Annotated in this window: 12 protein-coding genes; 2 read left to right on the forward strand and 10 right to left on the reverse strand. The window is 67.6% G+C overall.

What is annotated here, in order from left to right:
- Positions 1-254: 254 nt before the first annotated feature.
- From WEA80_12425 to WEA80_12440, 4 genes are all read right to left on the reverse strand, one after another.
- Positions 255-653, reverse strand: a complete 399-nt coding sequence (locus WEA80_12425; GenBank protein ID MEX1187387.1) for a plastocyanin/azurin family copper-binding protein — start codon at positions 651-653, stop codon at positions 255-257.
- Between the two features lie 108 nt (positions 654-761).
- Positions 762-2,654, reverse strand: a complete 1,893-nt coding sequence (locus WEA80_12430) for a M1 family metallopeptidase (GenBank protein MEX1187388.1) — start codon at positions 2,652-2,654, stop codon at positions 762-764.
- Positions 2,655-2,692: 38 nt separating this feature from the next.
- Positions 2,693-3,817 carry a tRNA 2-thiouridine(34) synthase MnmA gene (gene mnmA / locus WEA80_12435; protein ID MEX1187389.1) on the reverse strand — a complete coding sequence of 375 codons (1,125 nt, stop codon included), beginning with the start codon at positions 3,815-3,817 and terminating at the stop codon, positions 2,693-2,695.
- A gap of 115 nt (positions 3,818-3,932) precedes the next feature.
- Positions 3,933-4,136 carry a hypothetical protein gene (locus tag WEA80_12440; GenBank protein ID MEX1187390.1) on the reverse strand — a complete coding sequence of 68 codons (204 nt, stop codon included), beginning with the start codon at positions 4,134-4,136 and terminating at the stop codon, positions 3,933-3,935.
- A gap of 307 nt (positions 4,137-4,443) precedes the next feature.
- Here WEA80_12440 and WEA80_12445 point away from each other — a divergent pair, with 307 nt between their 5' ends.
- Entirely contained in the window at positions 4,444-4,878 is a 435-nt protein-coding gene (locus tag WEA80_12445) for a hypothetical protein (protein MEX1187391.1), read from the forward strand.
- Here the strand turns inward: WEA80_12445 and WEA80_12450 are convergent.
- From WEA80_12450 to WEA80_12475, 6 genes are all read right to left on the reverse strand, one after another.
- Positions 4,875-6,053: a cysteine desulfurase family protein gene (locus tag WEA80_12450; protein MEX1187392.1), complete on the reverse strand. Its 1,179-nt coding sequence runs from the start codon at positions 6,051-6,053 to the stop codon at positions 4,875-4,877. The two genes, WEA80_12445 and WEA80_12450, sit on opposite strands and share 4 nt — an antisense overlap.
- Before the next feature lie 66 nt (positions 6,054-6,119).
- The gene (locus WEA80_12455; GenBank protein MEX1187393.1) at positions 6,120-6,365 is read right to left on the reverse strand and encodes a tryptophan 2,3-dioxygenase family protein; all 246 of its coding nucleotides are present in this window, start codon (positions 6,363-6,365) and stop codon (positions 6,120-6,122) included.
- Between the two features lie 124 nt (positions 6,366-6,489).
- On the reverse strand, positions 6,490-7,209 hold the full coding sequence (gene bshB1 / locus WEA80_12460; GenBank protein MEX1187394.1) for a bacillithiol biosynthesis deacetylase BshB1: 720 nt from the start codon (positions 7,207-7,209) through the stop codon (positions 6,490-6,492).
- A gap of 188 nt (positions 7,210-7,397) precedes the next feature.
- Positions 7,398-8,672 carry an ABC transporter permease gene (locus WEA80_12465; protein ID MEX1187395.1) on the reverse strand — a complete coding sequence of 425 codons (1,275 nt, stop codon included), beginning with the start codon at positions 8,670-8,672 and terminating at the stop codon, positions 7,398-7,400.
- Positions 8,669-9,910 (reverse strand): ABC transporter permease, encoded by a 1,242-nt coding sequence (locus tag WEA80_12470; protein ID MEX1187396.1) that lies wholly within the window; start codon positions 9,908-9,910, stop codon positions 8,669-8,671. The genes WEA80_12465 and WEA80_12470 overlap by 4 nt, the downstream gene beginning before the upstream one ends.
- A 323-nt stretch (positions 9,911-10,233) precedes the next feature.
- Positions 10,234-12,306: a TonB-dependent receptor gene (locus WEA80_12475; GenBank protein MEX1187397.1), complete on the reverse strand. Its 2,073-nt coding sequence runs from the start codon at positions 12,304-12,306 to the stop codon at positions 10,234-10,236.
- 183 nt (positions 12,307-12,489) lie between these two features.
- Here WEA80_12475 and WEA80_12480 point away from each other — a divergent pair, with 183 nt between their 5' ends.
- A complete protein-coding gene (locus tag WEA80_12480; protein MEX1187398.1) occupies positions 12,490-13,836 on the forward strand; it encodes a GAF domain-containing sensor histidine kinase in 1,347 nt (448 codons plus the stop codon).
- Positions 13,837-13,838: the final 2 nt, after the last annotated feature.

Genomic DNA, 13,838 nt, shown 5'->3' on the forward strand with positions numbered 1-13,838 from the left:
AGGGATGTGGTGGGACCGCAAACGCGATCGCATCACGCCTTTGGGAGGGGCGTGATGCGACGGGCAGATAATGCGGGTCGCTGTTGCGCGTGTCAAGACGCCGAGGGTAGGACTCGGTGGGGTTAAGGCTCTTTGCGCTGGCGTTACCACCTGTTGTTTTGGGTTCCGCCGGCGGTCAGGCGCTGCGCTTTCGGCAGTGCCCCCGCTCGCTGAGGCCGCTCCTTCCGTTGATCACCCTCGACCAATGAACGGGGTCACTGGACGGTGACGGAACCGGTCATCCCCGAATGATTCGTGCACTGATAGCTGAAGGTGCCCGCGTTGGCGAACGTTCGCGCGGTAGAGCCCGAGCTGTGGTTGGCGATGTTCGCCGGCGCGCCGCTCCCGGCAAAGCTGACGTTGTGAGCGGTGCCGGTCGTGTTGGTCCAGGTGACCGTGCCGCTCCGGGCGATCGTCACGGACGTCGGCGAGAACGTGTTGCTCTCGCCATAGATATCGGACGTGGTGCTCATCGCCACGGAAGCGGTCGAAGCGGGGGCGCCTGGATTGTTGGGGCTGGTCGGGCTGGTCGGTTCCCCGCTCCCTCCGCCTCCGCAGGCCGCGATGGCGACGAATGCCGCAAGCAACGGCCACGAACGATGCGCTGGAATCATCCTTCCTCCTCGAGGTGGTTTCGAGAAGGATGCCGCACACGGTGGATTCGTGTCTTGGACGCCCGCGCGGCGGTTGGAAGGAGATGATACCGGTGACTCTCCGCCAGGTCAGGGTCGCGGAGCGAGCACGATCCTGTCGATAGTCCCGGTCGACACCGCGTGGTACGTCGGCCGCGCACGGCGATAGATGTCGCGCGCCATCGTCGCGCCCCACGGCGTCTTCATCATCTCGGTGTACAGCGGCGTCAGGAATTTCCGCCTTCCCTGTGAAGTCAGGAAGCGCGCGAGCGCGGGGAACGCGGGCTCATACCGGTTCTTGATCGCGAGCAGCAGCCACTGGCCGAGTATCTCCGCGTTGCCGCTGGACGACAGGCGGAACCGCGCGTCGAGCTCGGCGAGGCGGGCGGTCGGGATGGTGTCGGGGAGCGCGCGCAGGAAGTGCAGCCACTCGTGCGTGGACCACTGCGCCGTCTGCAGCGCGGACGCGGCCGCGCCGCCATTCCAGCGCGCCACCTGGCTGTCCACCGCGGCGAGAGCGTCCGATCTGACCGCCACCGCGCTCGCGGGAATGCCGGGACGATTGATCCAGGCTTCGAGGTCGACGCGCGCGGCTTCACCGGGAGTCAGCAGGTTCCTTCGCAGATCCTCGACGAGCCACTCGGACGTCATCGGCTGGAACGCGTTGCGGTCGAAGTAGCCGCGCAGCCATTGATCGAGCCGCTGGCGGCCGACCACCGACTCGATGGTTTGGAGAAACGTCGAGCCCTTCTCGTACGCGACGTCGCTGAATCCCTCGTCGGGGTCGCGGCCCGCGAGATCCAGGTGCAGCCGCGTGTCGGCGCTGTCGAGATCGGCCATCGCGTTCTCGAGATCCTGCCTGCCGAGCACGCGCAGCATGTCGGCGTACGGCCGGCCGCGCAGCTCTTCCATGATGCGCGCTTCTATATATGAAGTGAACCCTTCGTTGATCCAGAAGTCGTCCCACGTCGCGTTGGTGACGAGGTTGCCGGACCATGAGTGTGCCAGCTCGTGCGCGACGAGGCTCACGAGCGAGCGGTCGCCGGCAAGGATGGTCGGCGTCGCGAACGTGAGCATCGGGTTCTCCATTCCGCCGAAGGGGAAGGAGGGCGGCAGCACCAGAATGTCGTACCGGCCCCAGCGATACGGGCCGTACAGCTTCTCGGCGGCGGCGACCATCGCGTCCACCTCGGAGAATTCCGACGCCGCCTGCTCGACGACGGACGGCTCCGCGTACACGCCCGTGTTGGTCCCGATCGCGCGGAACGCGATGTCGCCCACCGCGAGCGCGAACAGGTACGGCGGGACCGGTTGCTTCAGGTGGAAGCGGTAGACGGAAAGTCCGGCGGAGTCGGTCTCGCTGGCGGCGCCGATGTTCTCGGCGCTCATGACCGCGCGCATCCCGGTAGGCACGTGGATCGTGGCGTCGTACGTCTGGCGGATGCCGGGGCTGTCCTGCGTGGGCACCCACGTGCGGGTGAGGATCGCCTGACCCTGGGTGAAGAGGAACGGAAGCTTCTTGCCCGCGGTCTGCTCCGGCGACAGCCACTGCACCGCCGCGGCCGTGGGCGCGGTCTCGTACTCGATGACGATCGTGTCGGCCCGCGCCTGCGCGGATGTGTCGCGTGCGGGGAGGGCGACGGCGAGCGGAGCGCCGAGGAATTCCTTGGAGGCGCCGATGCTGAAGCCGAGGGAGTCGCCGCCGGCGGTCGCCACTCGCTTGATGGTGAGGTCGCGCATGTCCAGGATCACGCTGTCCGCGTTGCCGGTGCGAACGACGGCGAGGCGAGCCGTGCCGCGAAGACGCTTGGCGGTGAAGTCGGGTGTCAGATCGAGCGACACGTGCGTGACGCGAGCGCTGTCGGGCTGCGCGTAGGAGTGCGGGTCGTGCGGAAGCGGCCGCTGTTTGGTGGCGTCCGTCACCGTGTCATCGGTGGAGGAGCAGGCCAGCACGGCGAAGGCGAGAAGCGCGGCGCGGTTCATTGCGACTGTTGGTTGAGGTCAGGCCAATCGGCCCTGAATCATGCAGCGATCGTCCGAAGAGCGCGAGTCGAGTGAGGCACGCCTTCAATGAATCCCCCGCCGAGGAGCCTACCGGCGTCGTCGTACACAGCCAGGCTCTGGCCGGCGGTGATGGCCGCCACCGGCTCATCCAGCGCGATCTCGATCTCGTCGCCATCCACGCGCAATAGTTCACCCGCCGCCAGCGAAGCCCGGTGGCGCACGCGCACCTGCACGCTCGTACCAACTGCCGGCGGGTCCGTGAGCCAGTTCACCTCGCGCGCGATCACGCCGCGACCGAGCAGCTCCTCACGCGGGCCTACCACAACCGCTCGATCGCGCGGCCGGATCGCGACGACGTAGATCGGCTCCGCGAACCCGCCCGGCAAACCCCGCCGCTGGCCGATCGTGTACCGCGCGTATCCGTCGTGCTCGCCGATCACGCGGCCGTCGCTCGTCACGATCGGACCCTTCGACAGCGCCGGCGCGTCCACGGGCAGCCGCTCGCGCAGGATCTTCATGTAGTCGCCGTCCGGCACGAAGCAGATCTCCTGGCTCTCCGGCTTGTCCGCGACCACCTCGAGCCCGAGCTCGTGCGCCAGCGCGCGCGTCTCGGCCTTGGTCATCTCTCCGACGGGCAGCAGCATCCGCGACAGCACGGCGCGGTCGATCCCCCACAGGAAGTAGGTCTGGTCCTTGTTCTCGTCCACGCCGCGGTGCAGCTCGCCGTTAACCATCCGCGCATAATGGCCCGTGGCGACGTACCGCGCGTCGATCGCGTCGGCCTTCTTCACGAGATCGCGGAACTTGGTGAACGTGTTGCACCGCACGCACGGGATGGGCGTACGCCCGCGCGAGTACTCGTCCACGAAGTTGTCGATGACGTCGGACCCGAACTGATCCTCGAGATTGATCACGTAGTGCGGGATCCCGAGCCGCTCGCACACGCGCCGCGCGTCGTTCACCGAATCGAGCGAGCAGCACGGACGGTCGGGCACGTCCGTGCCGTGGCAGAACAGCTTCATCGTCGCGCCGACTACGTCGTAGCCCTGCTCGACGAGCATGGCCGCGGCCACGGAGGAGTCCACTCCGCCGGACATGGCGCAGAGGACTCTCGTTCCCGGGATCGGACGCGTGGGGGACATGCTGAAATCTATCGCGTCCGGCCGTCCCGAACGAGCGTACGCGAGAGCCGTCCGGCCATGCCCGCAAAAACGCGGCACCGGCGTTTGTCGCCGGCGCCGCGCACAGTCTGCTGTCTTACGGGTTCGGCGCGGGCGCTGTCGTTGCGGGAGCCGTTGCCGGAGCAGGTGTCGTGACCTCGATGTTGAGATCAGCGTCGTCACCACCCCGCGCGAACAGGAACCAGGCGATGACGCCGATCAGCAGCACCACTACGATCACCCACGCCCATGTCGCGCCGCCGCCACTGTCAGGCTGCTGTTGAATGTTCACGTCCGTCATGATGCGTCTCCGTCGTTGGGGGAGTCAGATCGACCGATCGCCAATCAGGTTAGGCTGCTGCACAAATCCCGCCACAATGTCTAGTTCGCCCCGGTCAGCGTGAGCCATTCACCCTTGTAGAAATAGAGAATGGCCGACGCCTTCCCCTCGAACGCGTCCTCGATTCCATCGTGGTCGATTGGTGGAAACCTCGGCCCACCGTAGCCCGCGGTCGGGCATACCCGGCATTACGTCAATCCAGCTTGCAGTTCGGCATCGCTCTCCTCCATCTTGAAGAACATATCATTTCAGGGTCGGAGGCACACTCATGCACTCGTTCACTCGCACCGTCGTCGCGGTTTTCCTTGCGCTCGCGGGCCTTCAGGCAACCGCGGAAGCGCAGGACAGTCGCAAGTCGGACCGCAATCAGCTGACTTCGGAAGAGATCCGCGCGCGGCCCGTGGGCAGCGTATACGACCTGATCAGATCGCGACGGTCGAACTGGCTTTCCACCCGGGGCTCGGCCACGCTCCGGACCCGCGCCGCGGCCGACCCGCTCGGCGGGACGCCCGTAACCGTCGGGATCGAGCCGGTGATAATCGTGTACGTCGACAACGTGCGGCAGGGAACGCATGAAATACTTCGGTCGATGTCCACCGACGACGTCGAGTCGATCGAGCGGCTTGACTCGATGAACGCGACGCAGCGGTTCGGGACCGGCCACGAGCACGGCGCGATCCTGATACGCCGCCGGGTGCGCTAGCTCGCGGCGGAATCCGCCATTGAGCGCGCCTTGGCAACGAGGGCGGGGAACACTTCCGCGACCCGCCGCACGCAATCGTCCGTGGTGAGACAGCCGAGACTCATCCGGATCGCGGCGGAGGCCAGCTCGGGACGCACACCCATCGCCTTGAGCACGTGCGAGCCCGACACGCTGCCGCTCTGACACGCCGAGCCGCCTGACGCGGCGACGCCGTTCAGATCGAGCGCCATCAACAGCGACTCGCTGTCGGTCCCAGGCACCGAGATGCTGAGAATGTGCGGCGCGCGCGCCGCGCCGCGGCCGTGAACGACGGCGTCGGGCACTCGCGCGACGATCGCGCGCTCGAGCTCGTCCCGCAGCTTGCGCAGCCGCGCGTCTTCCTGATCGCGCTCCGCCACGACCAGCTCCGCCGCGCAGGCGAGCCCGACGGCAGCGGCGACGTTCTCCGTGCCGGGACGCCGCCCGCGGTCCTGCGTGCCGCCGTGCATGATCGGTTCGAGCGGAGTGCCACGGCGAATGAAAAGCGCGCCGATTCCCTTGGGCGCGCAGATCTTGTGGCCGGAGATGGAGAGCACGTCGAACTGCTGCTTCGACGCGTCGATGTCCACCTTGCCGAACGCCTGCACCGCGTCGGTGTGAAAGATCGCGCCGGCCGCTTTCGCCAGCGCGGCGATCTCGGGAACCGGCTGGATCACGCCGGTCTCGTTGTTCACCCATATCACCGAGCACACGCCGACGTCGTCGCGCAGTTTGTCGTGCGCGGATTCCGTCTGAACGCGTCCGTCGCCTGAGACTTCGAGCATCCGCACGTCGCCGCCCTCTGCCTCGACCTGGTGGACGGCGCCGAGCACGGCCTTGTGCTCGATCGGCGTGCTGACGCACGCGGGCCGACTCTTCTTCCGCATCGCGCGCCAGATGCCGAGCACGGCCATGTTATCGGCCTCGGTCCCGCCGGAGGTGAAGCAGATCTCGTCGGTCCTGGCGCCGAGCGTGCGGGCCACGCGCTCGCGCGCCTCGTCGAGCGCGGCGCGCGCCTCGCGGCCCCAGCGGTGCGTGCTCGACGGGTTGCCGAAGCTCGCGCCGAGGAAGGGGCCCATCGCTTCGCGGACCTCCTCGCGGACGGGAGTGGTGGCGGCGTGGTCGAGGTAAATGGGCTCGAGGCCGTTCACGGACATCGGTAAAACTTACCATATTTGGGCGATTCCCACCCCTGCGGACCCGCTTCGGCGGGCGCTCCTTTCTTATCCGCTAACGAACATCTCACCGCGCGCTTCCCACAGCTTCGGGAAGAACCGCTGGCTCACGGTCTTCGCGAGATAGCGCGCGCCCAGGGTTCCGCCGGTGCCGCCCGTTCCCGGCCCGATCACCCGCTCGACCAGCTGTACGTGCTTGAACCGCCACTCGGCGAACCCCTGCTCGTACTCGAGGAAAGCCTCGGCGAGAAAGAACAGCGTGGTCGGGCCCGGCCCCACGTACAGCTGCTTCACGTCGGTGCCTTCGTGCTCGATCAGGCTCCCAGCAGATCCTGCAGCGTCGGCTGGTCGAGGTACCTCTGCACCTGCGGTGGGATCGGACCGTGCGCTTCCAGGGCGGCGATGAAGTGCGGCTCGCTCAAAACGTCGGCACTTCGAGCGCGCCGATGTCGTCGGCGCGCATGGTCTCCGTGGTGTAATACGCTTCGCCGTACCGGCAGCGGATCATGGACCCGTAATGGGCCGCGTGATGCCGCACGACGTCGAGCAGGGGATCGCCGTTGGGATACACCTCGCCCGCCTGCGTCACGCCTTCGAACTGGGAGGAGTAGCAGCGGATCGCGTCGAGCTTCCGCTCGAATTCTTCCGTTATGTCCACGACGAAGGTCGGCTTCGAAAAATCTTCCCGGTGCGTGACGGCATGGACGACCTTGCGCGGACGATGCACGGGCGTGCCCGGCTCGACTTTGGCGAGCCCGGCGACGAAGCACGCGTCGCGGATGAGCTGCGCGCTGACGTGGTGATCCGGGTGCCGGCCGCCGAGGGCGGGCGCGATCACGATCGTCGGCCGGAACCGGCGGATGAGCACCGCGAGCCGCGTGCGCGTCTCGGGAGTGTTCACGACCCCCGCGTCGGGGAGGCCAAGGTTCTCGCGCGCCGACAGCGCCATGACTTCCGCGGCCTTGTCGGCTTCGCGCGCGCGCGTCTCGGCGGAGCCGCGGGTGCCGAGCTCGCCCGCGGTGAGGTCGATCACCGCGGTGGTGCGGCCGAAGGATCGGGCCTTGATGAGGGCGCCGGCGCAGGAAAGCTCGACATCGTCCCTGTGGGCGGCAATTGCGAGAATGTCGACGGGAGTCACGGGGGGAATCTGGCTACCGGAATGCTGAAGGGGAATCCAGGCCGTGAGCAGCGAGCTGTTAGCGTTGAGCTTTCAGCAACGGCGATATGGGACGTTACGTCCGAATCGCAGTTGCCTGACGGCTCAGTGCTCATGGCTCGTTGCTCACGGCCTGGATTCCCTTTCAGCATTTTCGTAGCCACCACAACTCACTCGTAGCGCAGCGCCTCGATCGGGTCCAGCCGCGCCGCCCGGCGCGCGGGCAGCAGGCCAAATACGATTCCGATTCCGACCGATACCGCCACCGCGATCATGGTAATCCCGAGCGGCACGTTCGACTCGACCTTGAGTATCGCCGTCACCAGCTGCGCGAGTCCCAGTCCCATGAGGATCCCTATCGCGCCGCCGACGCCCGTGAGCGTGGCCGCCTCGATCAGGAACTGCAGCATGATCTCGCGCCGCGTCGCGCCGATGGCCTTGCGCACTCCGATCTCGCGCGTGCGGTTGGTCACGGAGACCATCATGATCGCCATCACTCCGATACCGCCGACCAGCAGCGCGACGCTCGACAGCACGATCATCACGAGAAAGAACGCGCCGGTGAGCTTATTGAAGACGTCGAGCACCTGCTCCTGTGTGATGACGTCGAACGAGTTCGGCGTGCCCGGCCGCAGCGCGCGCAGCTCGCGCATCGTCACTATCACCTCTTCCTGCACGATCGCGACGTCGGCGTCGTCGCGTGGCTTCACCGGGATGAACAGCGCGTTGGTCTTGTCGTAGGTGAACTGGCGATCGAGCATCCGGAAGGGGATGATCGCCACGTTCTCCGAGCCGGGCGGGGCGAAGATGTTGCCCGGCGGATGGTAGATGCCGATCACTTCCGCCGGCCGGCTGCTCAGCCGCACCGTTCGTCCGAGCGGATCGATCTGGCCGAAGACCTTCGCCGCGTAATCCTCGTGCAGCACCACCACGGCCGAGCCGCGCGTGAGCTCGCTGCGCGCGAACCAGCGGCCCGCCGTCAGCTCGCCCCCCTGGATCTCGGTGAACCCGTCGTCCGCGCCGGTGATCACGCCCGGCTGCGTGCGCACTCCCTGATACTCGATCCGGCCGAAAGCCTGCCCCCAGATCGACGCGTACTGCACGCCCGGTATCTGCTTGATGCGCGTGGCCTCGCGCTCGGAGAGGTCCGGCCGGATCCGGATCCACGCCGGCAGCCGGTCGGGGTTGACCGGCGTCTGCGAGAAGACCTTGACCACGTAGAAGGTGGACGGCCCGGCGATCTCGATGGTGCGCACGATCTGGTCGCCGATCCCTTTGACGATCGTGGCCATCGCCATCACGGTGCCCACTCCGATGACGACGCCGAGGATCGTGAGGCTCGACCGCAGCTTGTTGGCGCGCAGCGTATCGAACGCGATCGCGACGTTGTCCACCACCAGATCGGCGAACCAGCCCTGGACCGGCTCCTTCCGCGGCTGCGTCATTCGGCGCGCAGGGCGGCGATCGGGTCGAGCTTGGCCGCCCTGGCCGCGGGATAAACGCCGAAGATTATTCCGACGCCGGCGCCCAGCGAGAGCGACGCGATGATGGACCAGAGCGTTACGCGCGCCGGCAGGGGAGAGAGCGCGCTGATCGTCGCCGCCAGCACCCAGCCGGTGAAGATCCCGCCCGCGCCGCCGAGCGTCGACAGCATGATCGACTCGGCCAGAAACTGCCGCCGAATGTCGCGCGCGCGCGCGCCGGAAGATTTCCGGATGCCGATCTCGCGCGTGCGCTCGTTCACCGCCACGAGCATGATGTTCATGATGACGATGCCGCCGACCACCACGCCGATGGTGACCAGCGCCGGCACCACAGCGAACAGCACGCGCGTCAGGTTCTGCCAGAAGGAGACGAGCGCGTCCGTGGTCTCGACGTTGAAGTCGTTCCCGGTCCCCGGCCGCAGCCGGTGCGCGACCCGCATCGCCGCTTCCGCCCGCCGCATTCCCGGCCGAACCAGGTCGGGCGTCGGCATCTTTACCGATATCGTCGTCGTCAGCCGGCGGCCGTATATCATCTCGAACACGGGCAGCGGCAGGAGCACGAATCCGTCAAACGACTGGCCGAGCACGCGGCCCTTTTTCGCGACGACGCCGACTACCTCGAAGCGCTGGTTCTGCACGCGGATCTCCTGCCCGACCGCGCTCACGCTCTCGAACAGCTTCTCCGCGACGTCGGCCCCGATCACCGCCACGCGGCGCTTGTCCCTGACGTCGAGATCGCTGAGCGGCCGGCCGCCGGCGAAGCGGTAATCCTGCACGATCTGGTAAGGCGCGGTGACGCCGAAGACCGTCACGTCCCCGATCTTGCGATTCCGCCAGATGACGTCGCTGATGGGCGTCGGCCAGCCGGACTGCCGGCTGACGGCGGCGGCTTCGGGTAGCGCGGCCGCTACGGCAGCGGCGTCGGCCTCGGTGATGCGCGGCCGCCGCTGCAGCCGCCGCATCTGCTCGTCATCGAACAGTCCGACCTGGATCGGGGTGCGGCGCACCTGGAACGAGTTCTGGCCGATGAGCGCGTTGGAGATGTTCTCCGTCACGTACGCGTTCATCCCCTGGATGATCGCGATGACGGCGACGAGGAACGTGACCGACACGATTATCCCGAGCGTGGTGAAGAACGAGCGCAGCTTGTTGGCTCGTATCTGCCCGAGCGCCGTGAGGACGATGTCGGCGAAGCTCATTGCTGCACAATATGTCCTTCGGGGTCGGGTACGGGGTGGGGTCCGGCTCGGCCGCTACGCGAGCCTGCGGCTCGCTAAGACGCGGCCTAGGCCGGACCCCATCCCGTACCCGACCAGCAACGGCACCACCGGCGTCGGGCTTCAGCCATTCCCGCCGCGCACGACCTACAACCACTCATTTTCAGGTTGGAGCCGCATCCGCGGACGTTCGCCCGATCAGCCGGCTCTACCAGTGCATCGAACGAGTCGGGCCCGAATCGACATCCGCCCCGGTTTTTTTTCGATTTTTTTTGCTGCGAGCCGCCACGCGTTTGCCGGATACCTTAAAAGAGGACCGCCAACGAAGCGATGACGGTGCGCCGGGGCGCGGGCTCGAAGTACCTGCCGCCGGCGGCGTTGACGCTGACGGCGCCCACGTACTCCCGTCCAAACAGGTTGTCGATGCCCAGGCCGGGGGCCAGCGACGCGCGGCCGGCCGCGATGGATCCGCGAGCGCGGAGGTTGAGAATCTCGTAGCCCGGCGCGCGCGCCGTGTTCGCATCGTCCACGAAGATGGACGACGCGAATCTCCCAGACAGGGCGATCTCCACGGGCAGACCGGTCCAGGTGGCGGACATCTCGGCGAATCGCGCGGGAACTCCGGGAATCGTCTTGCCGGCGAAATTCGCGGCAGCGGTCTCGAACTCCACGAACTCGAAGTCGGAATATGTCGCGGCCGACCGGAGCTCAAAGGGCCCCGCTTGCGTCGCGAGCGACAGCTCGGCGCCGCGCCTGCGCGTGCGGCCCGCGTTTCTGAAGAATCTCCGGCCCGCGCCGCCCGCGATCTCGAACGGGACCAGCTCGTCGCGCACCGCGGTGCTGAACCCCGCGAGGTCGTACGCCAAGCCCGCGAATCTCCCTTTCGCTCCCGCCTCCAGCGTGCGCGATCGCTGGGGCTCCAGCGTGGTGTTGATTCCGGCTGACCCGTCGGGCTTGTTTCCCAGCTCCGTCGCGGTCGGAGTCTCGAACGCCGAAGCAACGTTCGCGTAAATCGAGGCGCGCGGCCCGATCGGCACGAGAACGCCGGCGTGCGGACTGAACGCGCGCATTGTTCGACTGCCGGATTCGTCGGGATCCGTGGGCGTGACCAGCCGATCACGCACATCGAACGTTATCGCGTCCGCGCGGACGCCGGCGGAGACGCGATACGATCGCGCGAGCACGATCTCGCCGCTGACGTACGGACCGACGCTCGACACCAGCTCCCGCTGCGATCGCCGCAAGGCGCCCTGCTCCGCCGGCACGATCGGACAGCGGGCCGACGACGCGGCGGCGTCGCGGCAGTTCTCGAACTCGCGCCGGTCGTCGTGCTGGCTCTGCACGTCGAGCCCGACGGTGAAGCGCGACGATCGCGCACCGCGCCGCGACGCCCGCAGCAGCAGCCCGCCGCTCTTCCTGTCGAGCTCGATCTCGGCGAAGGTGAGCGGGTTGTCCAGATCGCGCCGGCCGGCGAAGACCACGGCCGACAGATCGCCGCCGGCCAGATCGCGGCCGTACGTGACGCCGGCCTGCACCTGGCGAACCTGCTTGCCCGCTTCGCGCGTGACCGCGAGCGGCTCCGCCATCCGCCGGTCGATCGCCAGCTGCGCGGCGGTGAGGGCGCCCGGATTTTCCGCCAATGGCATGTCGAACGCGAGCAGCTGCGCACTGACGCTGGATCCGCCGAAGGCGCGCCGCATTCGCGCGCTGCCGCGCGTCACCCGCTGGCGCGCGTGCTCGCGAAAGCCGGCTTCGGAAGCGTGGCTCACACCGGCCGAGTACTGCAACATCGCGCTGCCGCCCGTGACGCGCGCGCCCGAGCGGCGCATTCCGTACGATCCCGCCAGCGCCTCGCCCTCGACGCCCAAACTGTCGAGGGGGGGCGAAGAGAACGCGACCACTCCGCCCGACGCGTTGCCGTACAGCGACGACGCGCTGCCGCGGATGACTTCGATCCTGCCGACGGACTCGGTGTCGAGATAGTCGAGCGGAGTCTGCCCGTCGGCCACCGTCAGCGGAATGCCGTCGTGCAGGACGCGCACGCCCCGCACACCGAACGCCGTGCGCGCGCCGACGCCGCGGATCACGATCCTGGGATCCTGCGTCGGGTTGTTGCGGTTGGCGACGAACAGCCCCGGTATCCCGGCGAGCACGTCCTGCATTTGCCCGCGCGCGTCGAGCGCGTTGCGACGGCTCACGGAGACCGCGTACGGAGCGGTGAGAATCGCGGCCCGCGGGTCGCGCGTCACCGCTATCTCGACAGCCGGCAGAACGGTCGTACGCGCCGAGTCGCGCGGCGCCGCCGTGCTGTCTTGCGCGAGTGCCGCCGGCGGCGAGACAAAAATTGCCAGCGCGAGAGCGCGAAGGACGGGACGCACTCAGCCGCCTGTCAGTCGATCCTGATTCTGGGTGCTCATGCGCCAAACAAATCGGCTCCCGCGGAGAGACACAAGCGTGTTGCGCGACTCCGACCGCGGATTGACGACTTTGCGGCCTCGGTCCGCAATTCGCGCTTGAACGCTACAATTGCCGGGTGTCTGCCTCCGCGTCTAGTTTGCAGCATGGCTGAGACCAACAGCTGGCGCGCGCGGTTCGCGCGGCTCGGCGAGACGGCGGAGCGCAGGCGCCACGCGATTCTAGGCAGCCGCTGGGAGTTTCTGGCGGAAGCCGGCGCGCTCATGGAAGCCTCGCTCGACTACGAAGAGACTCTGACGAGCGTGGTCGAGCTGTCCGTTCCGACCGTTGCCGACTATTGCGCCATCGGGCTGCTGGACGACCGCGGTGTGGTGGTGTGGGGCTCGTCCGCGCATCGCAACCCGGACAAGGCGCTGCTCGCGGCGAAGTTGCGGACGTATTCGCCGAATATCGGCGGGATGGATCATCCCGGTGCCACGGCCATTCTCAGCGGCGAGACCCAGCTGGTCAACACCGTGGATGAGAGCTTTCTCCGGATTCTCGCGGTCGACGAGACGCACCTCGCGCTGCTGCGCGAGCTGGCGCCGACCGCCTATCTCGGGGTGCCGCTCGTGGCGCGCGGCCACGTTCTCGGCCTGCTGATTTTCGTCGCGACGGCGGAATCCGGCCGCCGGTACACGGATAGCGACGTAATGTTCGCCGCCGAGATCGGCCGCAGGGCGGCGCTGGCCGTCGACCACGCGGTGCTGTACCGCGCGGCGGAGGAGATGGGACGCGATCGCGAGAAGATGATCGCCCTCGTCTCGCACGACCTGAAAAATCCGCTCAGCACCATCCAGATGGCCGTGAGCTTCCTCCTGGAGGACATCGTGCCGGACGACGAGCCCCACGCGATGGAGCGGCGGCAGCTCAGTGCGGTCAAGCGCGAGGCGGCCCGGATGCACCGGCTGATCCACGATCTGCTGGACGTCAGCGCGATCGAGGCGGGGAAGCTGCACGTTCACCGCTCCGCCCAGGAGATCGCACCGCTCGTCGACGAGGTCGTCGAGACGCTCCGGCCGCTCGCCGCGGCGAAGCAGATCGAGCTGACCACGGAGGCGCCGCCCGGGCTGCCGGTACTGCACGCGGACCGCGACCGCCTCTTTCAGGTGTTCTCGAATCTCGGCGGCAACGCGATCAAGTTCACGCCCGAGGGTGGCCGGGTGCTGATTCGCGCGCGGCACGTAGGCGACGCCGTCGCGTTCGATGTGGTGGATACGGGCCCCGGCATTCCGCCGGCCGACGTGCCGCGGGTGTTCGACCGCTACTGGCAGGCGAAGAAAACGGCCTCCCTCGGCAGCGGGCTCGGCCTCACGATAGCGAAGGGAATCGTGGAAGCGCACGGCGGCCGCATCGACGTCACCAGCGTCCAGGGCGAGGGGACCGTCTTCACTTTCAGCATTCCCCTCGGCATGACTTTCACGACAACGCTGGAAGTTTTCGCGACGCGGTGACC

Source organism: Gemmatimonadaceae bacterium (assembly GCA_040882285.1).
Lineage (GTDB): Bacteria > Gemmatimonadota > Gemmatimonadetes > Gemmatimonadales > Gemmatimonadaceae > JACDCY01.

Bases quoted from the DNA above. Each gene is read 5' to 3' on its own strand.
- WEA80_12425 (MEX1187387.1), bottom strand. From the start codon at position 653: ATGATTCCAGCGCATCGTTCGTGGCCGTTGCTTGCGGCATTCGTCGCC.
- WEA80_12430 (MEX1187388.1), bottom strand. From the start codon at position 2,654: ATGAACCGCGCCGCGCTTCTCGCCTTCGCCGTGCTGGCCTGCTCCTCC.
- mnmA (MEX1187389.1), bottom strand. From the start codon at position 3,817: ATGTCCCCCACGCGTCCGATCCCGGGAACGAGAGTCCTCTGCGCCATG.
- WEA80_12440 (MEX1187390.1), bottom strand. From the start codon at position 4,136: ATGACGGACGTGAACATTCAACAGCAGCCTGACAGTGGCGGCGGCGCG.
- WEA80_12445 (MEX1187391.1), top strand. From the start codon at position 4,444: ATGCACTCGTTCACTCGCACCGTCGTCGCGGTTTTCCTTGCGCTCGCG.
- WEA80_12450 (MEX1187392.1), bottom strand. From the start codon at position 6,053: ATGTCCGTGAACGGCCTCGAGCCCATTTACCTCGACCACGCCGCCACC.
- WEA80_12465 (MEX1187395.1), bottom strand. From the start codon at position 8,672: ATGACGCAGCCGCGGAAGGAGCCGGTCCAGGGCTGGTTCGCCGATCTG.
- WEA80_12470 (MEX1187396.1), bottom strand. From the start codon at position 9,910: ATGAGCTTCGCCGACATCGTCCTCACGGCGCTCGGGCAGATACGAGCC.
- WEA80_12480 (MEX1187398.1), top strand. From the start codon at position 12,490: ATGGCTGAGACCAACAGCTGGCGCGCGCGGTTCGCGCGGCTCGGCGAG.